This window comes from Pseudomonas sp. SDT291_1_S447 (assembly GCF_054070155.1).
In genome coordinates this window covers 1-25,494 of record NZ_JBSVXS010000052.1, presented here as the reverse complement: position 1 = coordinate 25,494, position 25,494 = coordinate 1, and the positions used below count along the sequence as shown (strand labels likewise).

General features: G+C 59.6%; 23 protein-coding genes and 1 riboswitch. Of the genes, 12 read left to right on the top strand and 11 right to left on the bottom strand.

Annotation, left to right across the window (positions count from 1 at the left end):
* Positions 1 to 3 precede the first annotated feature (3 nt).
* Entirely contained in the window at positions 4 to 354 is a 351-nt protein-coding gene (locus ACW9IR_RS17150; protein WP_102900057.1) for a hypothetical protein, read from the top strand.
* A gap of 62 nt (positions 355 to 416) precedes the next feature.
* Here the strand turns inward: ACW9IR_RS17150 and fba are convergent, their stop codons facing one another.
* The 6 genes from fba to tkt all read right to left on the bottom strand — a co-directional run bounded on the left by fba (position 417) and on the right by tkt (position 6,764).
* The gene (gene fba / locus ACW9IR_RS17145; protein ID WP_007913760.1) at positions 417 to 1,481 is read right to left on the bottom strand and encodes a class II fructose-bisphosphate aldolase; all 1,065 of its coding nucleotides are present in this window, start codon (positions 1,479 to 1,481) and stop codon (positions 417 to 419) included.
* A gap of 252 nt (positions 1,482 to 1,733) precedes the next feature.
* Positions 1,734 to 2,066 (bottom strand): MliC family protein, encoded by a 333-nt coding sequence (locus ACW9IR_RS17140; protein ID WP_016987235.1) that lies wholly within the window; start codon positions 2,064 to 2,066, stop codon positions 1,734 to 1,736.
* Between the two features lie 57 nt (positions 2,067 to 2,123).
* The gene (locus ACW9IR_RS17135; protein WP_007913756.1) at positions 2,124 to 2,345 is read right to left on the bottom strand and encodes a hypothetical protein; all 222 of its coding nucleotides are present in this window, start codon (positions 2,343 to 2,345) and stop codon (positions 2,124 to 2,126) included.
* A gap of 34 nt (positions 2,346 to 2,379) precedes the next feature.
* Positions 2,380 to 3,543 carry a phosphoglycerate kinase gene (locus ACW9IR_RS17130; protein WP_007913753.1) on the bottom strand — a complete coding sequence of 388 codons (1,164 nt, stop codon included), beginning with the start codon at positions 3,541 to 3,543 and terminating at the stop codon, positions 2,380 to 2,382.
* A 12-nt stretch (positions 3,544 to 3,555) separates the two neighbouring features.
* Positions 3,556 to 4,608 carry an erythrose-4-phosphate dehydrogenase gene (gene epd / locus ACW9IR_RS17125; protein ID WP_122596545.1) on the bottom strand — a complete coding sequence of 351 codons (1,053 nt, stop codon included), beginning with the start codon at positions 4,606 to 4,608 and terminating at the stop codon, positions 3,556 to 3,558.
* A 158-nt stretch (positions 4,609 to 4,766) separates the two neighbouring features.
* On the bottom strand, positions 4,767 to 6,764 hold the full coding sequence (tkt, locus tag ACW9IR_RS17120; RefSeq protein ID WP_150729909.1) for a transketolase: 1,998 nt from the start codon (positions 6,762 to 6,764) through the stop codon (positions 4,767 to 4,769).
* A 270-nt stretch (positions 6,765 to 7,034) separates the two neighbouring features.
* On the opposite strand from tkt, the gene ACW9IR_RS17115 reads away from it, so the two are divergent.
* The 4 genes from ACW9IR_RS17115 to ACW9IR_RS17100 all read left to right on the top strand — a co-directional run bounded on the left by ACW9IR_RS17115 (position 7,035) and on the right by ACW9IR_RS17100 (position 11,670).
* Complete coding sequence (locus tag ACW9IR_RS17115; protein WP_102901300.1) at positions 7,035 to 8,030, top strand: ArsR/SmtB family transcription factor; 996 nt, start codon at positions 7,035 to 7,037, stop codon at positions 8,028 to 8,030.
* A gap of 18 nt (positions 8,031 to 8,048) precedes the next feature.
* Complete coding sequence (metK, locus tag ACW9IR_RS17110) at positions 8,049 to 9,239, top strand: methionine adenosyltransferase (RefSeq protein WP_016987231.1); 1,191 nt, start codon at positions 8,049 to 8,051, stop codon at positions 9,237 to 9,239.
* A gap of 261 nt (positions 9,240 to 9,500) precedes the next feature.
* Complete coding sequence (gene ligB, locus ACW9IR_RS17105; RefSeq protein WP_457464328.1) at positions 9,501 to 11,177, top strand: NAD-dependent DNA ligase LigB; 1,677 nt, start codon at positions 9,501 to 9,503, stop codon at positions 11,175 to 11,177.
* Positions 11,178 to 11,274: 97 nt separating this feature from the next.
* Positions 11,275 to 11,670: a DUF1090 domain-containing protein gene (locus ACW9IR_RS17100; protein ID WP_095121460.1), complete on the top strand. Its 396-nt coding sequence runs from the start codon at positions 11,275 to 11,277 to the stop codon at positions 11,668 to 11,670.
* A gap of 145 nt (positions 11,671 to 11,815) precedes the next feature.
* Here the strand turns inward: ACW9IR_RS17100 and ACW9IR_RS17095 are convergent, their stop codons facing one another.
* On the bottom strand, positions 11,816 to 12,265 hold the full coding sequence (locus ACW9IR_RS17095) for a c-type cytochrome (RefSeq protein WP_457464326.1): 450 nt from the start codon (positions 12,263 to 12,265) through the stop codon (positions 11,816 to 11,818).
* A gap of 127 nt (positions 12,266 to 12,392) precedes the next feature.
* Here ACW9IR_RS17095 and mltA point away from each other — a divergent pair, with 127 nt between their 5' ends.
* Positions 12,393 to 13,571 (top strand): murein transglycosylase A, encoded by a 1,179-nt coding sequence (gene mltA, locus ACW9IR_RS17090; RefSeq protein WP_110718009.1) that lies wholly within the window; start codon positions 12,393 to 12,395, stop codon positions 13,569 to 13,571.
* 126 nt (positions 13,572 to 13,697) lie between these two features.
* On the opposite strand, the gene ACW9IR_RS17085 is transcribed toward mltA, so the two are convergent.
* Positions 13,698 to 14,081, bottom strand: coding sequence for an MAPEG family protein (locus tag ACW9IR_RS17085; protein ID WP_457464324.1), 384 nt, complete (start codon positions 14,079 to 14,081; stop codon positions 13,698 to 13,700).
* 39 nt (positions 14,082 to 14,120) lie between these two features.
* Entirely contained in the window at positions 14,121 to 14,954 is an 834-nt protein-coding gene (locus ACW9IR_RS17080; protein WP_110718010.1) for an EamA family transporter, read from the bottom strand.
* A 321-nt stretch (positions 14,955 to 15,275) separates the two neighbouring features.
* Between ACW9IR_RS17080 and ACW9IR_RS17075 the strand changes: the two genes are divergently transcribed.
* Positions 15,276 to 16,445 carry an MFS transporter gene (locus tag ACW9IR_RS17075; RefSeq protein WP_457464322.1) on the top strand — a complete coding sequence of 390 codons (1,170 nt, stop codon included), beginning with the start codon at positions 15,276 to 15,278 and terminating at the stop codon, positions 16,443 to 16,445.
* Positions 16,446 to 16,734: 289 nt separating this feature from the next.
* Positions 16,735 to 18,000 carry a cation:proton antiporter gene (locus ACW9IR_RS17070; RefSeq protein ID WP_110718012.1) on the top strand — a complete coding sequence of 422 codons (1,266 nt, stop codon included), beginning with the start codon at positions 16,735 to 16,737 and terminating at the stop codon, positions 17,998 to 18,000.
* Here ACW9IR_RS17070 and ACW9IR_RS17065 read toward each other — a convergent pair whose 3' ends face one another.
* On the bottom strand, positions 18,001 to 18,888 hold the full coding sequence (locus ACW9IR_RS17065; protein ID WP_110718013.1) for a formate/nitrite transporter family protein: 888 nt from the start codon (positions 18,886 to 18,888) through the stop codon (positions 18,001 to 18,003).
* 174 nt (positions 18,889 to 19,062) lie between these two features.
* Positions 19,063 to 19,470: an acyl-CoA thioesterase gene (locus ACW9IR_RS17060; protein ID WP_016984776.1), complete on the bottom strand. Its 408-nt coding sequence runs from the start codon at positions 19,468 to 19,470 to the stop codon at positions 19,063 to 19,065.
* A 198-nt stretch (positions 19,471 to 19,668) separates the two neighbouring features.
* Positions 19,669 to 19,768, top strand: a riboswitch (S-adenosyl-L-homocysteine riboswitch).
* Between the two features lie 23 nt (positions 19,769 to 19,791).
* Here ACW9IR_RS17060 and ahcY point away from each other — a divergent pair.
* The 4 genes from ahcY (at position 19,792) to ACW9IR_RS17040 (ending at position 25,354) form a co-directional block, all read left to right on the top strand.
* Positions 19,792 to 21,201 carry an adenosylhomocysteinase gene (ahcY, locus tag ACW9IR_RS17055; protein ID WP_457464319.1) on the top strand — a complete coding sequence of 470 codons (1,410 nt, stop codon included), beginning with the start codon at positions 19,792 to 19,794 and terminating at the stop codon, positions 21,199 to 21,201.
* Between the two features lie 192 nt (positions 21,202 to 21,393).
* The gene (metF, locus tag ACW9IR_RS17050) at positions 21,394 to 22,239 is read left to right on the top strand and encodes a methylenetetrahydrofolate reductase [NAD(P)H] (RefSeq protein WP_064388104.1); all 846 of its coding nucleotides are present in this window, start codon (positions 21,394 to 21,396) and stop codon (positions 22,237 to 22,239) included.
* Between the two features lie 193 nt (positions 22,240 to 22,432).
* Entirely contained in the window at positions 22,433 to 23,245 is an 813-nt protein-coding gene (locus ACW9IR_RS17045; RefSeq protein ID WP_457464317.1) for a substrate-binding periplasmic protein, read from the top strand.
* 222 nt (positions 23,246 to 23,467) lie between these two features.
* Positions 23,468 to 25,354 (top strand): DEAD/DEAH box helicase, encoded by a 1,887-nt coding sequence (locus ACW9IR_RS17040; protein WP_034153634.1) that lies wholly within the window; start codon positions 23,468 to 23,470, stop codon positions 25,352 to 25,354.
* Positions 25,355 to 25,494: the final 140 nt, after the last annotated feature.

Sequence of the window (25,494 nt, the reverse complement as noted above, 5' to 3'; positions counted from 1 at the left end):
TTAATGCCTACTTACCAAGGTACAGTCTCTGATACAGGTGAAAGCAATTGCGCCACGCTTACATTTGACGAACTAAGCCAACAAAATGGACAGTTAAATAATGGCAAAATGCAATATTACGGGCTATATTTTACCGTCACCGGTAGCTACACCGCGAAAAACTCAAGGTCTTTTAATCTTCAAGCCAAAGCAAAGGCCTCAGATGGAGATGAATATGGACATGGTGACAGTTCACTCACCATCAGCTTGAAATCTGCCGACGCCAACGATAATAAGTTGAACGGTACTGTCAAGGTTGTATCAGGCGGGCCGAATGTGGGTAAAACCTACAATATGAACTTCACAAAAGGGTAACAACAGAGCACAAAAAACCCGCCTCACGGCGGGTTTCTTTTAAAGCAGTCTAACGCTCAGGCTCAGTTAACCTTAGCGTTCAACTCACCCTTCAGATAACGCTGATACATCGCTTCCAGCGAGATCGGTTTGATCTTCGAAGCATTACCCGCAGTACCAAACGCTTCATAACGAGCGATACAAACATCGCGCATCGCAGTCACGGTGGCGCCGAAGAATTTACGTGGGTCGAATTCGCTCGGGTTGGTGGCCATCAGGCGACGCATCGCGCCGGTGGATGCCAGGCGCAGGTCGGTGTCGATGTTGACCTTGCGCACGCCGTACTTGATGCCTTCGACGATTTCTTCAACCGGTACGCCGTAGGTCTCTTTGATGTCGCCGCCGTACTGGTTGATGATCGCCAGCCACTCTTGTGGCACCGAGGACGAACCGTGCATCACCAGGTGGGTGTTCGGGATGCGCTTGTGGATTTCCTTGATGCGATCGATCGCCAGCACGTCGCCGGTAGGTGGCTTGGTGAACTTGTAAGCGCCGTGGCTGGTGCCGATGGCGATGGCCAGGGCATCGACCTGGGTGCGTTTGACGAAGTCAGCGGCTTCTTCCGGGTCGGTCAGCATTTGGCTGTGATCCAGAACGCCTTCAGCGCCGATGCCGTCTTCTTCACCGGCCATGCCGGTTTCCAGCGAACCCAGGCAGCCCAGCTCGCCTTCTACCGAAACGCCGCAGGCGTGCGCCATGGCCACGGTTTGTTGGGTAACACGGACGTTGTAGTCGTAGTCGGTCGGGGTCTTGCCGTCTTCGCCCAGCGAGCCGTCCATCATTACCGAGCTGAAACCCAGTTGGATCGAGCGCTGGCAGACGTCAGGGCTGGTGCCGTGGTCCTGGTGCATGCACACCGGGATGTGCGGGAATTCTTCGATCGCGGCGAGGATCAGGTGACGCAGGAAAGGCGCGCCGGCGTATTTACGGGCGCCGGCCGAAGCCTGAACGATCACCGGGGAGTCAGTCTTGTCAGCGGCTTCCATGATGGCGCGCATCTGCTCAAGGTTGTTGACGTTGAAAGCTGGAACGCCGTAGCCGAATTCGGCTGCGTGGTCCAACATCTGGCGCATGCTGATAAGTGCCATTGTGTGTGTCTCTCCCGGTTGAGGGTCGTTAATCGTGCCAGCCTGCCGGAGCGGCGGCGGCTATTCAAGTGATTGCAGATCGGGGGTTGAGGCCCGGTCTGGTGATTCGATAAAGCCAATTCTTCAGAACTGCGCAGAACCCTTGTAGGAGTGAGCCTGCTCGCGATAGCCATCTTTCAGTCAATATTGCAGCGACTGTCAGGCCGCTATCGCGAGCAGGCTCACTCCTACATTGGGCCTGCGGTGTTGCAATTACTGCGCTTTGCAGCCGCGGCCAATCAGGTCATTGGTGGCGACCCAGTACACCAGGCCTTCCTCTCCCTTAACGTGAAACGCCAGCATGCCGTCGCTGTACAGCGTGCCCGAGGCGCCCGGCTCTTCTTTCAGGCGATAGACCTGATCACCGCCACCCAGTCGAACGTCGACTTCCTTCTGGCCGGCATCGGCGTAACGCCACAGCACTTTGGCCTGGCTGTCGCAGGTCCAGGTCGTCCAGTTGTCCGCCGGAGCAGACGACTGAAACAGGTTCAACTGCGCGCAACCGCCCAACAATGCCAACGCCGCAATGGCGATCAAGCCTTTCATCCGTGTTCCTCGACTGACAGCACACGCCGCCAGCCCTGAGTTAAAGAGTCAGACCCGTCAAGGACAACCATGTTCCTTGGCCGGGGTTTGCGTCTCGTATTTGTCCAGACCGTCCGGCCCGGAACGCTTGTTCAGCACCGGGTTGGTTTCAGCCTGCCAGTCGGCCTGATAACAGCCCTTCTGCGACTCGCTCGGCGCCGGCGTGGCTTCGGCCTTCGGGTTACTCCCGCAGGCCGCCAGCGTACCGGTCAGTAACAACAGCGCTAACGACTTGACCATGTAAACACTCCTTTGCCTGGCCAAACGGGCGGCCTCAGGCCTTGGCCCGGCTTTCCAGGACTTCAACGGCTGGCAGCACTTTGCCTTCGACGAATTCGAGGAACGCGCCACCACCGGTGGAAATGTAGGAGATTTGCTCAGCCACGCCATATTTATCGATCGCGGCCAGGGTGTCGCCACCGCCAGCGATGGAGAATGCCGAGCTTTCAGCGATGGCTTGCGCCAGTACTTTGGTGCCGTTGCCGAACTGGTCGAATTCGAACACGCCGACCGGGCCGTTCCACAGAATGGTTTTCGACGACTTCAGCAGTTCGGCGAAGTTGGCCGCGGTTTGCGGGCCGATGTCCAGAATCATGTCGTCAGCAGCAACGTCAGCGATCAGCTTGACGGTGGCTTCTGCGGTTTCGGCGAATTCCTTGGCAACCACCACGTCAACCGGCAGCGGCACGCTGACTTTGGCGGCGATGGCGCGGGCGGTGTCGAGCAGGTCTGGTTCGTACAGCGACTTGCCCACCGGGTGACCGGCCGCCGCGAGGAAGGTGTTGGCGATGCCGCCGCCGACGATCAACTGATCGCAGATCTGGCTCAGGCTGTTCAGCACGTCGAGTTTGGTCGACACCTTGGAGCCGGCAACGATAGCCGCCATTGGTTGTGCCGGAGCACCGAGGGCTTTGCCCAGTGCGTCCAGTTCAGCGGCCAGCAGTGGACCAGCGGCAGCGACCTTGGCGAACTTGGCGACGCCGTGGGTCGAACCTTCGGCGCGGTGAGCGGTGCCGAAAGCGTCCATTACGAACACGTCGCACAGGGCCGCGTATTGCTGGGCCAGTTCGTCAGCGTTCTTTTTCTCGCCTTTGTTGAAGCGCACGTTTTCGAACAGCACGATGTCGCCGGCCTTGACGTCAACGCCGCCGAGGTAATCAGCCACCAGCGGCACTTCACGACCCAGCGCTTTGCTCAGGTAGTCAGCGACTGGCTTGAGGCTGTTCTCGGCGGAGAACTCGCCTTCGGTCGGACGGCCAAGGTGCGAGCAGACCATCACCGCCGCGCCTTTTTCCAGAGCCAGCTTGATGGTCGGCAGCGAAGCCAGGATACGCGCATCGCTGGTGACAACACCGTCCTTGACTGGGACGTTGAGGTCTTCGCGGATCAATACGCGCTTACCTTGCAGATCGAGGTCGGACATCTTCAACACGGTCATGGGTCGCACTTCCTACGGTTTTTTTGAAGTTGCTGTTTGCAGATAGTGTTCTGCAACGTCCAGCATTCGGTTGGCAAAACCCCACTCGTTGTCGAACCAGGCCAGGATGTTCACCAGCTTCGGGCCGGAAACACGGGTCTGACTGGCATCGACGATGGCCGAATGTGGGTCATGGTTGAAATCACAACTGGCGTGCGGCAGCTCGGTGTAGGCCAGCAAGCCTTTGAGCGGGCCATTGGTGGCGGCTTCGCGCAGGATCCGGTTGACCTCATTAGCGTCGGTCGCGGTGGCGGTCTGCATCGTGATGTCGAGGCAGGACACGTTGACCGTCGGCACGCGTACGGCTTTGGCCTGAATTCGCCCGGCAAGTTCCGGCAGCAGGCGCTCGATGCCACGCGCCAGACCAGTGGACACCGGGATCACCGACTGGAACGCCGAACGGGTGCGGCGCAGGTCTTCGTGGTGATAAGCGTCGATCACTGGCTGATCGTTCATCGCCGAGTGAATCGTGGTGATCGACACGTAATCGAGGCCGATGGCCTTGTCGAGCAGGCGTAACAACGGCACGCCGCAGTTGGTGGTGCAGGAGGCGTTGGACACCAGCAGTTCGTCGCCGGTCAGGCAGTCCTGATTGACGCCGTAAACGATGGTGGCGTCAACATCCGCCTCGCTGGCCATCGGCTGCGAGAACAACACGCGTGGCGCGCCGGCGTCGAGAAAGCGCTGGCCGTCGGCACGGGTGTTATAGGCACCGGAGCATTCGAGCACCAGATCGACGCCGAGTGACGCCCAATCGATGCCTTCGGGGGTGGCACTGCGCAGGACCTTCACGCAGTCGCCATTAATATGCAGACAGTCGCCTTCTACTCGCACCTCGCCCGGAAAACGGCCGTGGGTGGAGTCGAAGCGTGTCAGGTATTCGATGCTGGCCATGTCCGCCAGATCGTTGATCGCGACAATTTCAAACCCGGCTTTCTCGCCTCGCTCAAACAACGCACGCAAGACGCAACGACCAATCCGGCCGTAGCCGTTGAGTGCAACTTTGTAAGGACGCGGTTGAGGCATGGGGTTCTCAATAGTGTTCGCTGACAACATAACCCCATGTAGGAGCTGCCGAAGGCTGCGATCTTTTGATCCTGCTTTTAGATCAAGATCAAAAGATCGCAGCCTCCGGCAGCTCCTACAGGGGAACGCGGTGACCGGGGCCACCGCATTCGTACTGCTTAGTCTTCCAGCAGCTCTTCAGCCTGACCCAGGATGTTTTCCAGGGTGAAGCCGAATTCTTCGAACAGTGCCGAAGCCGGAGCCGATTCGCCGTAAGTGGTCATGCCGATCACGCGACCTTCCAGACCCACGTACTTGAACCAGAAGTCAGCGTGAGCCGCTTCGATCGCGATACGTGCGCTGACCTGCAACGGCAGCACGGCTTGCTTGTAGCCAGCGTCCTGAGCATCGAACACGCTGGTGCAAGGCATCGAAACCACGCGCACTTTGCGGCCCTGCTCGGTCAGCTTGTCGAAGGCCTGAACCGCCAGACCGACTTCCGAACCGGTGGCGATCAGGATCAGCTCAGGCTCGCCTGCGCAGTCCTTCAGCACGTAACCGCCACGGCTGATGTCGGCAATCTGGCCGGCATCACGTTCCTGGTGTTGCAGGTTCTGACGCGAGAAGATCAGCGCCGATGGGCCGTCCTTGCGCTCCAGAGCGTTTTTCCAGGCCACGGCCGATTCAACGGCATCGGCTGGACGCCAGGTGTCGAGGTTAGGGGTAGTGCGCAGGCTGGTCAGTTGCTCGATCGGCTGGTGCGTCGGGCCGTCTTCGCCCAGACCGATGGAGTCGTGGGTGTAGACGTGGATCACTTGCTTCTTCATCAGCGCCGACATGCGCACGGCGTTGCGCGCATATTCCATGAACATCAGGAAGGTCGCGCCGTAAGGCACCAGGCCGCCGTGCAAGGTCACGCCGTTCATGATTGCGGTCATGCCGAATTCGCGCACGCCGTAGTACATGTAGTTACCGCTGGCATCTTCAGCGCTGACGCCTTTGCAACCTTTCCACAGGGTCAGGTTGGAACCGGCCAGGTCAGCGGAGCCGCCGAGCAGTTCCGGCAGCAGCGGACCGAACGCGTTCAGGGTGTTCTGGCTGGCTTTACGGCTGGCGATGGTTTCGCCTTTGGCCGCGACTTCAGCGATGTAAGCCGAAGCTTTTTCGGAGAAATCGGCCGGCAGCTCACCGCTCAGGCGACGTACCAGTTCGTTGGCTTCAGTCGGGAACGCAGCGGAGTAAGCAGCGAAACGCTGATCCCACTCGGCTTCGGCCGCGCGACCTTTTTCCTTGGCATCCCACTCGGCATAGATGTCGGCCGGGATTTCGAACGGGCCGTGGTTCCAGTTCAGCGCCTGACGGGTCAGGGCGATTTCTGCGTCACCCAGTGGAGCGCCGTGGCAGTCTTCTTTGCCCTGCTTGTTCGGCGAGCCGAAACCGATGGTGGTCTTGCAGCAGATCAGCGTCGGCAGCGGGCTCTTGCGCGCAGTTTCGATGGCAGTCTTGATCTCTTCCGGATCGTGACCGTCAACGTTGCGGATCACTTGCCAGTTGTAGGCTTCGAAACGCTTCGGGGTGTCATCGGTGAACCAGCCTTCGACTTCGCCGTCGATGGAGATGCCGTTGTCATCGTAGAACGCGATCAGCTTGCCCAGACCCAGAGTACCGGCCAGGGAAGCAACTTCGTGGGAAATGCCTTCCATCATGCAGCCATCACCCAGAAACACGTAGGTGTGGTGGTCAACGATGTTGTGGTTTGGACGGTTGAACTGCGCGGCCAGGACTTTTTCAGCCAGGGCGAAACCGACGGCGTTGGCCAGACCCTGACCCAGTGGGCCAGTGGTGGTTTCAACGCCCGGGGTGTAACCGAATTCCGGGTGGCCCGGCGTACGGCTGTGCAGTTGACGGAATTGCTTGAGGTCGTCGATCGACAGGTCGTAACCGGTCAGGTGCAGCAGCGAGTAGATCAACATCGAGCCATGGCCGTTGGACAGCACGAAGCGGTCACGGTCGGCGAACGATGGATTGCTCGGATTGTGCTTGAGGTAGTCGCGCCAAAGCACTTCGGCGATATCTGCCATACCCATAGGGGCACCGGGATGGCCGCTGTTGGCTTTTTGCACGGCATCCATGCTGAGGGCACGAATGGCGTTGGCACGCTCACGACGGCTAGGCATCGCTGATCTCCTGGGTTCTGGTAAGTCGAAACGGAAAAAAGGAGGGCATTTTCCCTCACCGGGGCGCCTCGGGGCAATGACAGATAGTCATCGGGGGGCGTTTTTCCAATGGATAGCGGCGCTTTCTGTTGGTGAAACCTTTCCGCTACTCGTTTGTAGAGTTAACCGGTGGGTGAGAAGTGCAATAAAAAGCGCCATTGATCGAGCAATATCAAAACTTTTTGATATTGGCCTTGCGATGAATTCCCCCCGTCTCTAGACTGCGGCCCTATGAATTTACGCGTGCCTTCCATTCGCCATGACGATTGCGACGAGCTGGCGGCCCTGTGCAAGGCCGGCGGCGATCCGCTGCGCCTGAATGTACTGCGCGCACTGGCCAACGATTCGTTCGGTGTTCTGGAACTGGCGCAGATTTTCGGCATTGGCCAGTCCGGCATGAGCCATCACCTTAAAGTGTTGGCGCAGGCTGATCTGGTGGCAACGCGCCGCGAAGGCAACGCGATCTTTTATCGCCGAGCCCTGCCCCACACCGAATTGCTCGGCGGCAAATTGCACGCGGCATTGTTAGAAGAAGTCGACAATCTGGATCTGCCTGACGATGTGCAAGCGCGCATCGAGCAGGTTCACGGCCAACGTGCCGCCGCCAGCCAGGACTTTTTCGCCCGGGTCGCGGAGAAATTTCGCGCCCAGCAAGACTTGATTGCAGGCTTGCCGCAGTACCGTGACAGCGTGCTGGCCCTGCTCGACAAACTGAACTTCGATGGCGCTGCCACGGCCATTGAAGTCGGCCCCGGCGATGGTGCTTTTCTGCCGGAACTGGCGCGTCGCTTCGGCACCGTAACCGCGCTGGACAACAGCCCGGCGATGCTCGAACTGGCGCGTCAGGTATGCGTTCGTGAACAGCTGGCTAACGTCAGCCTGCAATTGGCCGATGCATTGAATGGCACAAGCCTTCAGGCCGATTGCGTAGTGTTGAACATGGTGTTGCACCATTTCGCCGCGCCGGCCGATGCGCTCAAGCACATGGCCGACCTGCTGCAACCGGGCGGTAGTCTGCTCGTGACAGAGTTATGTAGCCACAACCAGAGTTGGGCCAGGGAGGCCTGCGGTGATCTGTGGTTGGGGTTTGAACAGGACGATTTGGCCCGTTGGGCCACCGCTGCGGGACTCGTTCCCGGGGAAAGCCTCTATGTAGGCTTACGTAATGGTTTCCAGATCCAGGTCCGCCACTTTCAGCGACCGGCTGGCGACACTCACCATCGGTAAATTCAGGAAAACATCGAGATGAGCGAATACTCCCTCTTCACCTCCGAGTCCGTGTCCGAAGGACATCCGGACAAAATCGCCGACCAGATTTCCGATGCGGTGCTGGACGCCATCATTACCCAGGACAAACACGCACGCGTTGCCGTGGAAACCCTGGTCAAGACTGGCGTGGCAATCGTTGCCGGTGAAGTGACCACCAGCGCCTGGGTCGATCTGGAAGAGATCGTGCGTAACGTGATTCTCGACATCGGCTATAACAGCTCCGACGTCGGCTTCGACGGCGCGACCTGCGGCGTGATGAACATCATCGGCAAGCAATCCCCGGACATCAACCAGGGTGTTGACCGTGCCAAGCCTGAAGATCAGGGCGCCGGCGACCAGGGCCTGATGTTCGGCTACGCCAGCAACGAAACCGACGTTTTGATGCCAGCCCCGATCACCTTCTCGCACCAGTTGGTGCAGCGCCAAGCCGAAGCCCGTAAATCGGGTCTGCTGCCTTGGCTGCGTCCGGACGCCAAGTCGCAAGTGACTTGCCGTTACGAAGGCGGCAAGGTTGTCGGTATCGACGCTGTTGTTCTGTCGACCCAGCACAACCCTGAAGTGTCGTACAAAGACCTGCGCGAAGGCGTGATGGAGCTGATCGTCAAGCACGTGCTGCCTGCCGAACTGCTGAGCAAAGACACCCAGTTCCACATCAACCCGACCGGCCAGTTCATCATTGGCGGCCCGGTAGGTGACTGCGGTCTGACCGGTCGCAAGATCATCGTCGACAGCTACGGCGGCATGGCCCGTCACGGCGGCGGCGCGTTCTCCGGTAAGGATCCATCGAAGGTTGACCGTTCGGCTGCGTACGCTGGCCGTTATGTTGCCAAGAACATCGTCGCGGCCGGCCTGGCCGAGCGTTGCGAGATTCAGGTTTCCTACGCGATCGGCGTGGCTCAGCCTACTTCGATCTCGCTGAACACCTTCGGCACCGGCAAGATCAGCGATGACAAGATCGTCAAACTGGTGCGTGAAGTGTTCGACCTGCGTCCATACGCAATCACCACCATGCTCGATCTGCTGCACCCGATGTACCAGGAAACTGCAGCGTACGGCCACTTCGGTCGCACGCCAGAGACCAAGACTGTTGGCGAAGACACCTTCACCACGTTCACCTGGGAAAAAACCGACCGCGCCGACGCCCTGCGTTCTGCTGCTGGTCTGTAAGACTTCCCCGGCGGTACAAAAAAGCCCCGCACGGTTCGCGCCGTGCGGGGCTTTTTCATGCCTGAAACCGGGAGTTCAACTCAGAACGTTCAGGTCGATGCATATCCAGCAAACCACTCGGTCAGTCCCCTCTCCTTCCGGGAGAGGGTTAGGGTGAGGGGCTGTTTTCACTGCACAGAAACAAGCCGTAAAACACCCATCCGGCGGAGTAAATATCTTCGCCTAACCTTCAAACATTCCCCCTGAGCAAGGACGCTCACGATGCTTGCCACGCTGCGCCTGTTATTTATTTTCCTGCTGATGCCCGCAACATTCAGCGCGCAAGCCACCTGCCCAAACTGGCCTGCTGCACACGCCCAACGCGAAATCGCTACCCTGCAAAACCAGATCAACCAATGGGACGACGCCTACCACCGCGAAGGCCGCTCACTGATTGCCGATGAGCTCTACGACCAATCCCTTGCGCAACTGAACGAGTGGCGAGCGTGTTTCAAAGTGCCCTCGCCACTCGATCCTTTGCGCACAGTTTCAGGCTCAAACGCGCACCCCATCGCCCATACCGGTCTGGATAAAATCCACAAAGATGAGGCCGTGGGGGCCTGGCTACGTGATCGCAAGGACGTCTGGATACAACCCAAAGTCGACGGCGTCGCAGTGACGCTGATTTACCGTGCCGGCGTTTTGCATCAGGCCATCAGTCGCGGTGACGGGGTTCACGGGCAAGACTGGACGCCATCAGCGCAGAAGATCGGCGCTATTCCTCAACGCCTGTCCCAACCATTGGATCTGCTGGTGCAGGGTGAACTCTACTGGCGCTTGAACGAGCACGTGCAAGCTCGATCCGGCAGCGTTAACGCTCGCTCCACCGTCGCGGGCCTGATGGGACGCAAAACCCTGGATGCCGAGCAAGCCTCCGGTATCGGACTGTTCGTCTGGGACTGGCCACAAGGCCCAGCGCAATTGCCCGAGCGAATAGCCACGTTGGCGACGCTGGGTTTCGCCACGATTGAACCGTACAGTCATCCTGTCGCCGACTTTGCTGCAGCACAGAAATGGCGCGATCACTGGTATCGCTCACCCCTGCCCTTTGCCACTGACGGCGTGGTACTGCGCCAGAGCCAACGACCACCCGCCGAACGCTGGCAGGCTCGCGCTCCGTATTGGGCAGTTGCGTGGAAGTATCCTTTTGCTCAAGCGCTGGCCGAAGTGCGCAAGGTCAACTTCAAGATCGGTCGCACCGGGCGTATCACGCCAGTACTCGAACTCAAACCCGTCATGCTCGATGACCGGGAAATCAAACGGGTCAGCGCCAGTTCCTTCAAACGCTGGCAAGACCTGGATATCCGCCCCGGCGACCAAGTGGCAATCAGCCTCGCCGGCCTGACCATTCCACGGCTCGACAGCGTGGTGCTGCGCGCCGCAGAACGCACAGACCTCAACATCCCCAACGCCGACGACTTCCACGCATTGAGTTGCTGGCATCCCACGCCCGGCTGCGAAAGCCAGTTTCTCGCGCGCCTGACCTGGCTCAGTGGCAAACAAGGGCTGGCGCTGCAACATGTCGGTCGTGGCACTTGGGAGAAACTTTTCGAAACAGGCCGCGTGAACAACCTGCTGGATTGGTTGACCCTCGAGGGGCCGGAGCTTGCTAACATTGCCGGCTTCGGCGAACGCAGCAGCGAACGCCTGATGAACAGCTTTCACAGCGCTCGCCAGCGGCCGTTCGCCCAATGGCTCAAAGCCTTGGGCTTGCCGCCAACCGGTCAGGCACAACTGCCTGATTCGTGGCAGGCGCTGGCACAACGCGACACCGAACAATGGCAGGCCGAAGCCGGTATCGGCCCGGGACGCGCAGCGCAATTAAGCGCATTCTTTCGCGATCCGCAGGTACTGGCCTTGAGCGAAACCCTACATGCCGCCGGAATCGACGGTTTCTGACTACGCAATCCCGGCGCGCCGGGAACCCATCGGTCACTGAGGCGCTCCAACAGCGCAGTGCCGCCCTGACCCGATTGCCTTTGCACATGGAGCTTTTATGAAATTTCTCGCACCGCTCGCCATGCTGACCCTTTGCGGCGTGATGGCCGCCCCTGTCATGGCCGACGAAGACGCCCCGGGCCTGACCGGTTGCGCCGCCAAAAAGCAGGGCATCATGAATCAGATCGAACAGGCCAAGTCGCGCGGCAACGCCGATCAGCAGGCAGGCCTGGAAACGGCCTTGCGTGAAGTGACCGAACACTGCACCGACGCCGGCCTGAAGAAAGAGCGCGAAAACAAGGTGCTCGAAGCCAAACACGAAGTGAGCCAGCGCCAGGCCGATCTCGACAAAGCGATGAAGAAAGGCGACCCGGAGAAGATCAACAAGCGCAAAGACAAACTGGCCGAGTCGCGCAAAGAACTGCAGGATGCGCTGGACGAAATCGATAAGTGATAAGTAATGCGGTGGACTTGATGCCCTCTTCGTCGGATCGCCGCCCGGAGCCGGCTCGCTCCCACAGTTGACCGGGTTGTCTAGGTGAACACCGTCTAATGTGGGAGCGAGCCTGCTCGCGAAGGCGTCAGTTCAGCTACAGAAATCAATGATCGCGAAACTGTTTATGGCAAGCGCTGCAGGCATCTTCAACTTTCTGCACCGCCGGCCCGAGATTGCTGGCCTTGTACGGCTGAACCTGACTGGCGACCACCAATTCACCGGTGGCGGCTTCCAGGGTGCGGGCCATTTCCTGAAACTGCGCCTGCTTCTGCCAGACATCGTCCTTGGCGCTGGTGTGATCTTCTTCGCGAACCTGCGGAAAATGCTTCCACGGTTCATGGGACAACGCATCGAGCTTGACCGCGCCGTCGGCGAACTTCGGCCCGTCGAACGGAATACGCCCACGCAACATGCCGCCCAGGTCTTCGCCGGTTTTGAGCATTTGCTTGAAGATCGTTTTGCGTTGGCCCAACGGAGAATTCGGATCGACACCGCCACAGGCGGACAAGGTCAGACAGGCCAGCAATACAACAGAAATGCTTTTAAGAGTCATGGTGGCTTCAGGTCACGGAATTCGGCGGCCAGTATCCTCGCGTCACCACCAAACACCAATAGCCCTATTAAAATACGGGTTGTTCGAACGCATGGAGCACTCGGGCAACCGGCACAGGAATTACTCCATGAATAGCCGTCTCAAGGCCTGGCGTCACCCGCTGATCGTGACGCTTCCACTGTTGGCGATCCTCGCTGGCTGCACCGGTGGTGACACCGCAAAGCCAAAAACCCATGCACTGGCCACTTATTCCAGCGCCACTTGGGAGGCCTTGCCAGCAGTGTCCGATAGCGATCTGGTCGCCGGTTTCGGTTCGTGGCGCAGCGCCTGCACCCGACTCAAGGCTGATGCGGTCTGGGGCACAACCTGTGCAGCAGCAGCCAATGTGCCGCAGAGCGCCGAAGAGATTCGTGCGTTCCTCAAACAGAATCTCGATGTCTACGGCCTGCGCGCTGAAAACGATAACCCCAACGGTTTGATCACCGGCTACTACGAGCCAGTCTACCCCGGCAGCCTGACGCCCACCGACGTGGCCAACGTGCCGGTGTATGGCGTGCCGGAAGACATGATCATCGTCTCGCTCGACAGCATTTATCCCGAACTCAAAGGCAAACGCCTGCGCGGTCGCCTCGAAGGCCGAGTGCTCAAACCTTACGACGACGCAGCAACCATCGAATCCAAAGGTGTGAAGGCCCCCGTGGTGGCCTACCTGACCGACCCGATGAATCTGCAATTCCTGCAAATTCAAGGCTCCGGACGCGTTCAGACCGAGGACGGCAAACAGCTGCGCATCGCCTACGCCGATCAGAACGGCCACCCGTACCGCCCAATCGGCCGCTGGCTGGTCGAGCAAGGTGAGCTGAAGAAAGAAGACGTGACCATGAACGCGATCAGCAACTGGGCCAAGGCCAATCCGTCGCGCATCCCCGAACTGCTTGGCAGCAACCCGAGCTATGTGTTCTTCACCCGCAATCCGGACAGCAACGAAGGCCCGCGCGGTTCGCTGAACGTACCGTTGACTGCCGGCTACAGCGCGGCGGTGGACCGCAAGGTGATTCCGTTGGGCAGTCTGTTGTGGCTATCAACCACAAAACCGGATGGCACTGCACTGGTCCGCCCGGTGGCGGCGCAGGATACCGGCGGCGCGATTGCCGGCGAGGTTCGCGCGGATCTGTTCTGGGGTACCGGTGATGCGGCCGGGCAACTGGCCGGGGACATGAAGCAGCAGGGGCAGATCTGGATGCTCTGGCCAAAAGGTGCCGCGTTGCCGCAAGTGCCGCAGGTGGCTGATACAGAGAAGAAGTAAGCCTTGGAATCTGCTGAGGTAATCAGATAGCTATCGCGAGCAGGCTCACTCCTACAGGGGAACGCATTCCAAAATGTAGGAGTGAGCCTGCTCGCGATGAGGCCATCAGCAACACCAGTAAAATAATCAGACCGAAACAAAGAAGAACGAAGCAATCAGCCCCATCCCCACAAACCACACCAGCGACCGCAAGATCGCCCAGTCCGCCAGGTAGCAGATGATGTACAGCAGGCGACTGGTGATAAACAGCACCGCCAGCACATTGACCGTCACCAGCTCGGCCGTCCCTACCAGGTGCGCGACGATCACCGCCGCGGCAAACGCCGGGGTCACTTCAAAGCTGTTCAGTTGCGCCGCGTGCGCCCGACGGGCCACACCGTTGAGGCTTTCAAGAAAATCACGCGGATCGTGGTTGTCACTCAGCCGGTAGCCGCCCACGGCTTTTGCCACGCCCGTGCAGATATACGGCAGAAAAATCGCAATCAACACACACCACAGAGCCACCGTCATAACGCCGTCCTTTTTTCGAGTTATAGAATTCGCGAGCGGTCAGAACTTCATTACCAGCATGCCGATCAGCACCAGCCCACAGGCTAAGAGCCGCGGCCGGCCAAAAGGTTCTTTGAGGTAGCGCATGCCGAACAGCACCACCAGAATCACGCTGATTTCACGCAATGCCGCCGCCTCTGCAATCGAGCCCAATTGCATCGCCCACAGCACCAGAGCGTAGCTGGCCAATACGCAGAAGCCCACCGCCAGCCCCAGCTTCCATTGCTCACGCCAGAACTGCATGAACGCCGGACGCTTGGCGACCCACGCCAGCAACGGAAACGGCCAGGCGCTGAGCAGCGTGACCCAGACCAGGTAATCGAGCGGATGCGACCAGCGCCGCAACGCTTGGCCATCGATGTAGGTGTAGCAACCGATACACAGGCCGATCAGCGCCACCACCGGCAGCATCGACCATGGCAAATGCTTGCCGCCACCGCCCTGCCACAACAGACAAACCATGCCCAACGGGATCAGCATGATGCCGAAAATCTGCTGGGTGGTGAGCACTTCACCGGCGAAGATCAAGGTCAGCGCCAGCACTACCAGCGGCGACAAACCGCGCATCAGTGGATAGACCAAGCCGAGATCGCCGACCCGATACGCCTGAATCAGCAGGTAGCGATACAGCAGCTCAAAAGCTGCCGAAGCCAGAATCCACGGCCAGATTTCCATGGGCGGCAAGCTCACGAATGGCAACGCGATGGCCACGACCAGCAGCGCCACAGTGTCCATGCACGCCACCACCAGCAGCCGCTCGGCGCTGAACTTGATTAACGTATTCCACGTCGCATGCAACAGCGCCGCCATCAATACCAACCCCGTCGCCAGCACGTCTTACCCCTTATTTTTATGAGTCCCCATGTAGGAGCTGCCGCAGGCTGCGATCTTTTGATTCTGATTTTTAACAGCAAGATCAAAAGATCGTCCGAACGCGGCCCGAGCCTGCGGCAGCCCCTACAGTGAATCGTCGAATAGTCAGATTATTGATTCGCGATGTGTCAGCAGCTGTTTATACTGCAAGCGACCACGCCGCACTCAGTTGCGCACAGAAAAATTCCAATAACTCTTGCCTGCACCGCCTCTTTTCGAAAGCGGTCGTCGGCCTGCGTATGCCTGATCAAAGCGTCAAGACTACCGACAGAGACCTTGCGCATGCCACTCGCCTTGCTTGCCCTCGCTGTTGCCGCATTCGGCATCGGCACCACTGAATTCGTCATCATGGGCCTGCTGCCCGATGTTGCCCGCGACCTCGCTGTGAGCATTCCTCACGCGGGTCTGCTGATCACCGGATACGCGCTGGGCGTGGTGTTCGGCGCGCCGATCCTGGCGATCGGCACCGCGAACATGCCGCGCAAAGCGACATTGCTGGGCATGACGCTGATGTTCATCCTTGGCAACGTGCTCTGCGCCCTGGCGCCGAACTACGCGACGCTGATGGCCGCTCGCGTTGTCACCGCCCTCTGTCACGGCGCGTTCTTTGGCATTGGCTCGGTGGTCGCCGCCGGACTGGTCGCGCCGAACAAACGTGCCCAAGCCATTGCGATGATGTTCACCGGCCTGACATTGGCCAACGTCCTCGGCGTGCCATTGGGCACAGCGCTCGGGCAATACGCCGGCTGGCGTTCGACCTTCTGGGCGGTGTCGGTGATCGGCTTAATCGCAGCCTTGGCGCAGTGGCTGTGGCTGCCGAAACACATCCCCATGGACAAGGCCAACCTCGCCAGCGAATTCAAGGTGCTGGGCAAGGTCAACGTCCTGCTGGCACTGGGCATGAGCGTGCTGGCCTCGACCAGCCTGTTCAGCGTGTTCACCTACATCGCGCCGATCCTGCAGGACATCACCGGCGTCAGCCCGCATGGAGTGACGGTGATGTTGCTGTTGTTCGGCGTCGGTTTGACCGGTGGCAGCATGCTCGGTGGGCGTCTGGCTGATAGCCGTTTGTTGCCGTCGCTGGTCGGTGTGGCCCTGGCGGTGGTGGTGATTCTGGCGGCGTTCAGCCAGACCAGCCGTTCGGTGGTGCCGGCGGCGATCACCTTGGTGCTGTGGGGGATTTCCGCTTTTGCGCTGTGCCCGATTCTGCAATTGCTGATCATCGATCAGGCCCATGAAGCGCCGAACCTCGGTTCGACGTTGAACCAGAGCGCTTTCAACCTCGGTAATGCCGCGGGTGCGTGGATCGGCGGGTTGGTGGTTGCCAGTGGTGCAGATCTGGCGGATTTGCCGTGGACCGGGGCACTGGTCGGCGTGCTGACGGTGCTGACGGCACTTTTCTTTATCTATCTGCAACGTCGTGAAGCGGCTGCGGTCAATGTGTCCGGCTAATCGGGTTTAGCCTGCAAGAGCCCTCACCCTAGCCCTCTCCCAGTGGGAGAGGGGACTGACCGTGTTGAGTGTTCGAGTTACATCGACCTGAAATTTCGAGCCGAACTCAGGCCCTGAAAGACTTGAAGATCTGCTCCCTTTCCCCCTCTCCCTAAGGGAGAGGGCTGGGGTGAGGGGGCTCTTGATCTCATCACACCATCAACTGTGTCCCGATCCTGACTCAACCCATCCAACCCCTGCACCAACGATTCGGTGCGCTATCTTTCCACCCTCATCCAAAGGACCCCGGATGCTTGAACTTGTCGCCGCTTTCATCTGCCTCACCACCCTCCTGACTTTCGTCAACTTCCGCTTCATCGGCCTGCCGCCGACCATCGGCGTGATGGTCACCGCTCTGCTGTTCTCGCTGATCCTGCAAGGCCTGAGCGTGCTCGGTTACCCCGGTCTCGAAGAACGCGTGCAGCAACTGATCGGCCAGATCGACTTCGGCGATCTGCTGATGAACTGGATGCTGTCGTTCCTGCTGTTCGCCGGCGCCCTGCACGTCAACCTCAATGATCTGCGCAGCTACCGCTGGCCCATCGGCCTGCTGGCGACCTTCGGTGTGTTGATTGCCACCACGGTGATCGGCAGCCTCGCCTATTACATTTTTGCCCTGTTCGGCTGGCACGTGAGCTTCTTGTATTGCCTGCTGTTCGGCGCGCTGATTTCGCCGACCGACCCGATTGCGGTGCTCGGTGTGCTGCGTACCGCCAACGCCTCGAAGCCGCTGAAAACCACCATCGTCGGCGAGTCGCTGTTCAACGACGGCACAGCTGTTGTGGTGTTCACCGTATTGCTGGGCATCGCCCAACTCGGCGAAACCCCGACCGTCAGCGCCACGGCGATGTTGTTTGTTCATGAAGCCATCGGCGGCGTGCTGTTTGGCGGTCTGATCGGTTACCTGGTCTATCGGATGATCAAAAGCGTCGAGCAGCATCAGATCACTGTGATGCTGACCTTGGCGCTGGTCATTGGTGGTTCGGCGATGGCCACCGAGATTCATGTTTCGGCACCGATCGCGATGGTGGTGGCCGGTCTGATCATCGGCAACGTCGGGCGCAATCTGGCGATGAACGACATGACCCGCCGTTATCTGGACGGTTTCTGGGAATTGCTCGATGACATGCTCAACGCGCTGCTGTTCGCGCTGATCGGTATGGAACTGTTGCTGCTGCCATTCAACTGGCTGCACATGGCAGCGGCAGGTTTGCTGGCGGTGGCGATTCTGCTCTCGCGCCTGCTCACCGTGGCCCCGGCGATTCTGCTGCTGCGCCGCTGGCGGACAGTGCCGGCCGGCACCATCCGGATTTTGACCTGGGGTGGTTTGCGCGGCGGTGTCTCGGTGGCGCTGGCGCTGGCCCTGCCGCTGGGCCCGGAGCGCGATCTGCTGCTCAGCATCACTTACATCGTGGTGCTGTCGTCGATCCTGTTGCAGGGTCTGACCATCGGCAAACTGGTCAAACACGCGACTCGCAACGAGCCCGCGACCACCAGCGAACCCGCTCACCACTGATCATTTTTTGATCTGCTGCGGATCAGGTTTCTCGGCCTGATCCGCCGTTTCCTTCGGCGCCCCGCTCTCACTGCGGATCTGCGCATGGCTGATCAGCGCAAAGATAAAGCTGCCGCCAATGATGTTCCCCGCCAGCGTGGGACCTGCGAAGACCATCCAGAAATCACTCCACGGCAACTCGCCGGCGAACACCAGATACGACACCTCGGCCGAACCCACCACGATGTGAGTGAAGTCGCCGAGCGCCATCAGGTAGGTGATGAGGATAATGATCCACATCTTCGCGCTCTCCATGGACGGAATCATCCAGACCATGGTGGCGATCATCCAGCCAGACACGATGCCTTTGGCGAACATCTGGCTGGCGTGGTTTTCCATGACCTTGCGGCCGATTTCAAGGAAGGCAACGTCGGTCTTGCTGTCGAAAATCGGTAGTTCGAGCATCACGTACGCGACCAGAATCGTGCCGCACAGGTTGCCGACGAGCACCACCGTCCACAGGCGGATCAGCCGGCCGAAGTTTTGCAGGGTCGGCTTGGTCATGACCGGCAGCACGGCGGTCAGGGTGTTTTCGGTGAACAGTTGCTGACGGGCGAGGATCACCGCGAGGAAACCTGCGCAGTAGCCGAAGCTGGCGATCACTTTGAATTCATCGCCCTCGGGCAGGCGCGAATTGAGCAGGCCCATGCCCATCAGTGACAGGCCCATGGTCAGCCCTGCCGCCAGCGCCGACCACCAGAGTGCGGCAATGCTGCGCTCCAGTTCCTGATCGCCTTGAGAGCGGATGATTTCGTGCAGAACGGCCGCGCGGGGCGGCTGGTTTTTCTCGACTTCGTGCTGTTCTTTGGCCGAGAGGTCGGGGGTCTTGCCGTCGGTGGGAGTGGTCATGGCGTGGGAACCGTGGGGGTGGTGTTTACCTACGACCCCGGCGGTTCATGGCTGTTCAGTGGGCAGATGATTCTTCGCTGACTGAACAGCCGCATTCGCGAGCAAGCTCGCTCCCACAGGTACAGCGTGATCTATGTGGGAGTGAGCTTGCTCGCGAAGAAAGCACCGCCGATGTTATTTGGTGACCAACTCATCTTCCTGGAACTGATCTTTCACATATTTGATTTCAGTGCGGCCATGCGGTGCCGGCAAGCCGTCTTCACCGAGGTTCACAAATACCATCTTCTCAACGGTCAGAATGCTCTTGCGAGTGATCTTGTTGCGCACTTCACAAGTCAGGGTGATCGAGGTGCGGCCGAACTCGGTGGCGGTGATGCCCAGTTCGATGATGTCGCCCTGGCGCGAGGCGCTGACGAAGTTGATTTCGGAAATGTACTTGGTCACCACGCGCTGATTGCCCAACTGCACGATGGCGTAAATTGCCGCTTCCTCGTCGATCCAGCGCAGCAGGCTGCCGCCGAACAGGGTGCCGTTGGGGTTGAGGTCTTCGGGTTTTACCCATTTGCGGGTGTGGAAATTCATCTTCACTCCTGAGTGTCTTGCCGAACGATGGACGGTATCTTGGCAGACTGAGCGGTCAGGCTCCATGCGGCTTCGACTATGGTCGTCATTAACGATCTTCATCTGGCCGACAGAAACCCTTTGGAAGATCAGTCTAGACGGCTATAATCGCCACCGTTTCAAAACGGTCATCTTCAATTGATACCGTTTTCCCGCCACCTGTCCGAGGGGCGCTGCAGCAGGTTCAACCTGTCAGGCTCGGATGGGGCGTTGACCGGCCTTAGGCTGGACACTAAACGCACAACGGCGCCCATTCGCATACATTACGAATGGAGGCTCTTCATGAGCGCTGTTATCACGCCTGCAGATTTTAACGATTACAAAGTTGCCGACATGTCCCTGGCTGCCTGGGGCCGTCGCGAAACCATCATCGCCGAATCGGAAATGCCGGCTCTGATGGGTCTGCGTCGCAAGTACTCCGGCGAACAGCCGTTGAAAGGCGCCAAGATCCTCGGCTGCATCCACATGACCATTCAGACTGCCGTGCTGATCGAAACCCTGGTTGCCCTGGGTGCCGAAGTACGCTGGTCGTCGTGCAACATTTTCTCGACTCAGGATCAGGCTGCTGCCGCTATCGCTGCTGCCGGTATCCCGGTTTTCGCCTGGAAAGGCGAAACTGAAGAAGAGTATGAGTGGTGCCTGGAACAAACCATCCTGAAGGATGGCCAGCCATGGGACGCCAACATGATCCTCGACGACGGCGGCGACCTGACCCAGCTGCTGCACGACAAGTACCCACAAGTACTGGATCGCGTTCACGGCGTGACCGAAGAAACCACCACCGGCGTACACCGTCTGCTGGACATGCTGGCCAAGGGCGAGCTGAAAATCCCGGCCATCAACGTCAACGACTCGGTGACCAAGTCCAAGAACGACAACAAGTACGGCTGCCGTCACAGCCTGAACGACGCGATCAAGCGTGGTACCGACCACCTGCTGTCCGGCAAGCAAGCGCTGGTCATCGGTTACGGTGACGTGGGCAAGGGTTCGGCTCAGTCCCTGCGTCAGGAAGGCATGATCGTTAAAGTCTCCGAAGTTGACCCGATCTGCGCCATGCAAGCGTGCATGGACGGTTTCGAACTGGTTTCGCCGTTCATCGACGGTATCAACGACGGCACCGAAGCAAGCATCGACAAAGCGCTGCTGGGCAAGATCGACCTGATCGTGACCACTACCGGTAACGTCAACGTTTGCGACGCGAACATGCTCAAAGCTCTGAAGAAGCGCGCTGTTGTCTGCAACATCGGTCACTTCGACAACGAAATCGACACCGCTTTCATGCGCAAGAACTGGGCATGGGAAGAAGTGAAGCCGCAGGTACACAAGATCCACCGTACCGGCCCGGGCGCTTTCGACGCTCAGAACGACGACTACCTGATCCTGCTGGCCGAAGGCCGTCTGGTTAACCTGGGTAACGCCACTGGTCACCCGAGCCGCATCATGGACGGTTCGTTCGCCAACCAGGTTCTGGCGCAGATCTTCCTGTTCGGCCAGAAGTACGCCGACCTGTCGCCAGCCCAGAAAGCCGAGCGCCTGACCGTTGAAGTACTGCCGAAGAAACTCGACGAAGAAGTGGCCCTGGAAATGGTTCGCGGCTTCGGCGGCGTGGTTACTCAACTGACCAAGCAACAGGCTGACTACATCGGCGTGACCGTCGAAGGCCCGTTCAAGCCGCACGCTTACCGCTACTAAGATAAGAGCAGCTGCGAGCTTTAAGCTTCAAGCGGCAAGCGAGGTCAAAAGCCGGACTTGCCGTGCAAAGCGTGAGGCTCTGCCCCTATTTCAAAACAGTGTCAGGCAGCAGGCTCCAGGCACAAGAGACAAGCGCACCTCCGCTTCTCTTGCAGCTTGAAGCTTGCCGCTTGTAGCTGGAGGTCCCCTCCGATGTCCCAAGACCGTCGCTACAGCTTCGAGTTCTTCCCGACCAAGACCGATGCTGGGCATGAAAAACTGCTCGCCACTGCGCGTCAGCTGGCCACTTACAACCCCGACTTCTTTTCCTGCACCTATGGCGCTGGTGGTTCGACCCGTGATCGCACCCTCAACACCGTTCTGCAACTGGAAAGCGAAGTCAAAGTACCGGCCGCACCGCACCTGTCGTGCGTCGGCGACAGCAAGGACGACCTGCGCGGCCTGCTGAACGAGTACAAGGCGGCCGGCATCAAGCGCATCGTTGCCCTGCGTGGTGACCTACCGTCCGGCATGGGCATGACCAGCGGCGAGCTGCGTCACGCCAATGAGCTGGTTGAATTCATTCGTGAAGAAACCGGTGACCATTTCCACATCGAAGTTGCCGCTTACCCGGAGATGCATCCGCAAGCACGCAACTACGAAGACGATCTGGCCAACTTCGTGCGCAAGGCTCGCGCCGGCGCCGACAGCGCGATCACCCAGTACTTCTTCAACGCCGACAGCTACTTCTACTTTGTCGACCGTTTGCAGGCGCAGGGTGTCGATCTGCCGATCGTGCCGGGGATCATGCCGATCACCAACTACAGCAAACTCGCGCGCTTCTCCGATGCCTGCGGTGCGGAAATCCCGCGCTGGATCCGCAAGCAACTGGAAGCCTACGGCGATGACACACAAAGCATTCAGCGCTTTGGTGAGCAAGTCGTCAGCGAGATGTGCGAACGCCTGTTGCAGGGCGGCGCACCGGGGCTGCATTTCTATTCCATGAACCAGGCTGAGCCTAGTCTGGCGATCTGGAATAACCTGAAGTTGCCGCGTTGAAGCAGCGGCAAGCTTCAAGCTGAAAGTGACAAGCAAGATCAAGAGATCGCAGCCTTCGACAGCTCCTACATTGAGATTTCGTATCCCGTGCAGGAGCTGCCGAAGGCTGCGATCTTTTGCTTTTAAAGCCCCGAAACAGAGCTTGTGCCGGCACTTTCTGGCTCTTTCGCGTTTCTCGTCGTAATCTCAAGCCATGCCTTTGATCACGCAGTTATTCGCCGTGCTGGTTTTTGCTTGCCTGAGCTTCGCCGCTCGAGGCGAGAAACTGCGTATTGTCACCGAGCCATGGGCGCCTTACGTCTATGAAGAGAACGGTAAGAACCTCGGACTGGATTACGAAACCACAGCCATCGTCTTCAAACGGCTGGGCATAGAAGTCGAATGGCAATTCCTGCCGTGGAAGCGCTGTCTGTCGATGCTTGAAACCGGGCAGGCCGATGGAGCTCTGGATATCTTCCACAGCGCTGAGCGCGACGCCACCCTGCTCTACCCAAGCGAGCCGCTGTCGGACGTCGAGTTCGTGATGTTCTACGCCAACGACCGGCCGCACCCGTTCAGCAAACTCGAAGAACTCAAAGGCCTGACCATCGGCACTTCGCCGGGTTATCTGTATAGCCCCGACTTCAGCGAATCAACATTGTTTACCCGTGAGCCGGCCCCGACCCACGAAGCCAACTTCGGCAAACTGGTGCGTGGCCGAATCGATTTGCTGATCACTGATCGCCGCGTCGGTCAGCATTTGCTCGATGAGCTGAATATTCGCGATCAGATCACTGAAAACCCTACCGTTATTAGCCGTCAGAGCCAGTTTCTCGCGGTTCGGCGCAATGCCGGCATGGATTTACTGGTGCAGCGGTTTGGCGCCGAGCTCAAGCGATTCAAGCGCGAACCGGCTTACGCCGAGCTGAGCGCACGCTACGGCGCCGCACCCGCCGGTAGCCCTTCACTGAACTCAGCCACGGCCACCAGCAAAACCGTTGAGCAGCAGGAAAGCAGCGCGCAGTGATTGCTCTGTTATACTCCGGCGTTCCCGCCAGGCTCACGCCCGGACGCCCGGAACCGTAACAGGCCTCTCGACCCGCTACAGCGCAGCTTTGCAGCCCGCGCGAGCGCTCCAGACGTGCCTTCGGAACCGCAGCAGGACCGGACGGGATTGCGTCCTCTTAAACGCCATTCGCGCCAGGCAAGACTCCCATTGGGCCAAGCCCTAACTAAAACAGGATTACTCATGTCCTTTGCTTCCCTCGGTCTCTCCGAGGCTTTAGTCCGCGCCATCGAAGATGCGGGCTATACCGAGCCTACTCCGGTGCAACAGCGGGCTATTCCCGCCGTGTTGCAAGGTCGCGACCTGATGGTTGCGGCACAGACAGGTACCGGTAAAACCGGCGGTTTCGCCCTTCCGATCCTGGAGCGGTTGTTCCCCAACGGTCACCCGGACAAATCCCAGCGTCATGGCCCGCGCCAACCGCGCGTACTGGTCCTGACCCCGACCCGCGAACTCGCGGCCCAGGTTCACGAGAGCTTCAAGATCTACGCCCGTGACCTGAAATTCGTCAGCGCGTGCATCTTCGGCGGTGTCGGCATGAACCCGCAGGTTCAGGCCATGTCCCGTGGCGTCGACGTGCTCGTTGCCTGCCCGGGTCGTTTGCTCGATCTGTGCGGCCAGGGCAGCGTTGATCTGTCCCACGTGGAAATCCTCGTCCTCGACGAAGCCGACCGCATGCTCGACATGGGTTTTGTGCACGACGTGAAGAAAGTCCTCGCGCGCCTGCCGTCCAAGCGTCAGAACCTGCTGTTCTCGGCGACGTTCTCCAAGGACATCACCGACCTCGCCGGCAAGCTGCTGCACAACCCGGAACGCATCGAAGTCACGCCGCCGAACACCACGGTCGAGCGCATCGAACAACGCGTCTTCCGTCTGCCGGCCAGCCACAAGCGTGCACTGCTGGCGCACCTGATCACCGCTGGCGCCTGGGAACAGGTGCTGGTGTTCACCCGCACCAAGCACGGCGCCAACCGTCTGGCCGAGTACCTGGACAAGCACGGCCTGCCGGCTGTGGCGATCCACGGTAACAAGAGCCAAAACGCGCGCACCAAAGCGCTGGCCGACTTCAAGGCCAACCAGGTGCGCATCCTTGTTGCCACCGACATCGCCGCACGCGGTCTGGACATCGATCAGTTGCCACACGTGGTCAACTTCGAACTGCCGAACGTCGATGAAGATTACGTGCACCGTATCGGCCGTACTGGCCGTGCCGGTCGTTCGGGCGAGGCGATTTCGCTGGTCGCGCCGGACGAAGAAAAACTGCTGAAAAGCATCGAACGCATGACCAAGCAGAAAATCGCCGACGGCGACCTGATGGGCTTCGATTCGAGCACCATTGAAGCCGAGAAGCCGGAAGTGCGTGAGCGTCCGGACGTGCGCAACCCGCGCAATCCACGTGGCCCACGCGGCGACGGGCCGAATGGCGGCGGCGGTGGCGGCGGTCGTAAAGACAAAGGCAAGGACAAGGGCAAGGAAAAACCGGCCGGTGAACGTGGCGAGCGTCCTGCCCGTCAGCAGAAGCCGCGCGAAGGCACTCCAGCCCGCGAACAGCGCCCGAGCCAACCGCCACGTGCGGCGGCTGATCGTGCACCGGACGAGTTCCTCGACGACGATGTGGATAACTTCGGCAACCGCGTTGACTACGTGCCCAAGCCTGCCCCGGCTGGCGGTCGCGGCCGTCGTCCAGGCGCACCGGCTCAAGGTGCTGGCGCAGGTTCGGGCGCACCACGCGGCGGTCAGTCGCAGGGTCGTCAGAACGGTCCGCGCAACAGCAACGGCTCGAGCACCGGCACCCCGCCAGCCAAACGCAGCGGTGGCCCGCGCAACGGCGCACCGCGTGATGGTCAGTCGGGTCGTCGCGACGATTCCGCTTCGTCTTCGCGCAACCGCCGTCCGGCCCGTGACGATCAGCCACGCAGCGAGCCAGCCGTGCAGAACCCGCGCAGCAACGGCCCGAAGATCATGCACAAGGAATCGAAAGCCGACCGCTTCCCGACGCCTGAGCAGCTCGATCAACTGCCAAGCCGCCCGCGTGGCGAGAAACCAGCGCTGCTGACCCGCAATCGCTGAGTTAACGCCGCCCTAAAAGATGCCCCGCCTCGAAAGAGCCGGGGCATTTTTTTGCCGCAGCGAATACCCCTGAATCACCGCATATCCCCTGTGGGAGCGAGCCTGCTCGCGAAAGCGGTCATTCAGCCAACATCATTGCT

Bases quoted from the DNA above. Each gene is read 5' to 3' on its own strand.
- ACW9IR_RS17150 (WP_102900057.1), top strand. From the start codon at position 4: ATGCCTACTTACCAAGGTACAGTCTCTGATACAGGTGAAAGCAATTGC.
- fba (WP_007913760.1), bottom strand. From the start codon at position 1,481: ATGGCACTTATCAGCATGCGCCAGATGTTGGACCACGCAGCCGAATTC.
- ACW9IR_RS17140 (WP_016987235.1), bottom strand. From the start codon at position 2,066: ATGAAAGGCTTGATCGCCATTGCGGCGTTGGCATTGTTGGGCGGTTGC.
- ACW9IR_RS17135 (WP_007913756.1), bottom strand. From the start codon at position 2,345: ATGGTCAAGTCGTTAGCGCTGTTGTTACTGACCGGTACGCTGGCGGCC.
- ACW9IR_RS17130 (WP_007913753.1), bottom strand. From the start codon at position 3,543: ATGACCGTGTTGAAGATGTCCGACCTCGATCTGCAAGGTAAGCGCGTA.
- epd (WP_122596545.1), bottom strand. From the start codon at position 4,608: ATGCCTCAACCGCGTCCTTACAAAGTTGCACTCAACGGCTACGGCCGG.
- tkt (WP_150729909.1), bottom strand. From the start codon at position 6,764: ATGCCTAGCCGTCGTGAGCGTGCCAACGCCATTCGTGCCCTCAGCATG.
- ACW9IR_RS17115 (WP_102901300.1), top strand. From the start codon at position 7,035: ATGAATTTACGCGTGCCTTCCATTCGCCATGACGATTGCGACGAGCTG.
- metK (WP_016987231.1), top strand. From the start codon at position 8,049: ATGAGCGAATACTCCCTCTTCACCTCCGAGTCCGTGTCCGAAGGACAT.
- ligB (WP_457464328.1), top strand. From the start codon at position 9,501: ATGCTTGCCACGCTGCGCCTGTTATTTATTTTCCTGCTGATGCCCGCA.
- ACW9IR_RS17100 (WP_095121460.1), top strand. From the start codon at position 11,275: ATGAAATTTCTCGCACCGCTCGCCATGCTGACCCTTTGCGGCGTGATG.
- ACW9IR_RS17095 (WP_457464326.1), bottom strand. From the start codon at position 12,265: ATGACTCTTAAAAGCATTTCTGTTGTATTGCTGGCCTGTCTGACCTTG.
- mltA (WP_110718009.1), top strand. From the start codon at position 12,393: ATGAATAGCCGTCTCAAGGCCTGGCGTCACCCGCTGATCGTGACGCTT.
- ACW9IR_RS17085 (WP_457464324.1), bottom strand. From the start codon at position 14,081: ATGACGGTGGCTCTGTGGTGTGTGTTGATTGCGATTTTTCTGCCGTAT.
- ACW9IR_RS17075 (WP_457464322.1), top strand. From the start codon at position 15,276: ATGCCACTCGCCTTGCTTGCCCTCGCTGTTGCCGCATTCGGCATCGGC.
- ACW9IR_RS17070 (WP_110718012.1), top strand. From the start codon at position 16,735: ATGCTTGAACTTGTCGCCGCTTTCATCTGCCTCACCACCCTCCTGACT.
- ACW9IR_RS17065 (WP_110718013.1), bottom strand. From the start codon at position 18,888: ATGACCACTCCCACCGACGGCAAGACCCCCGACCTCTCGGCCAAAGAA.
- ACW9IR_RS17060 (WP_016984776.1), bottom strand. From the start codon at position 19,470: ATGAATTTCCACACCCGCAAATGGGTAAAACCCGAAGACCTCAACCCC.
- ahcY (WP_457464319.1), top strand. From the start codon at position 19,792: ATGAGCGCTGTTATCACGCCTGCAGATTTTAACGATTACAAAGTTGCC.
- metF (WP_064388104.1), top strand. From the start codon at position 21,394: ATGTCCCAAGACCGTCGCTACAGCTTCGAGTTCTTCCCGACCAAGACC.
- ACW9IR_RS17045 (WP_457464317.1), top strand. From the start codon at position 22,433: ATGCCTTTGATCACGCAGTTATTCGCCGTGCTGGTTTTTGCTTGCCTG.
- ACW9IR_RS17040 (WP_034153634.1), top strand. From the start codon at position 23,468: ATGTCCTTTGCTTCCCTCGGTCTCTCCGAGGCTTTAGTCCGCGCCATC.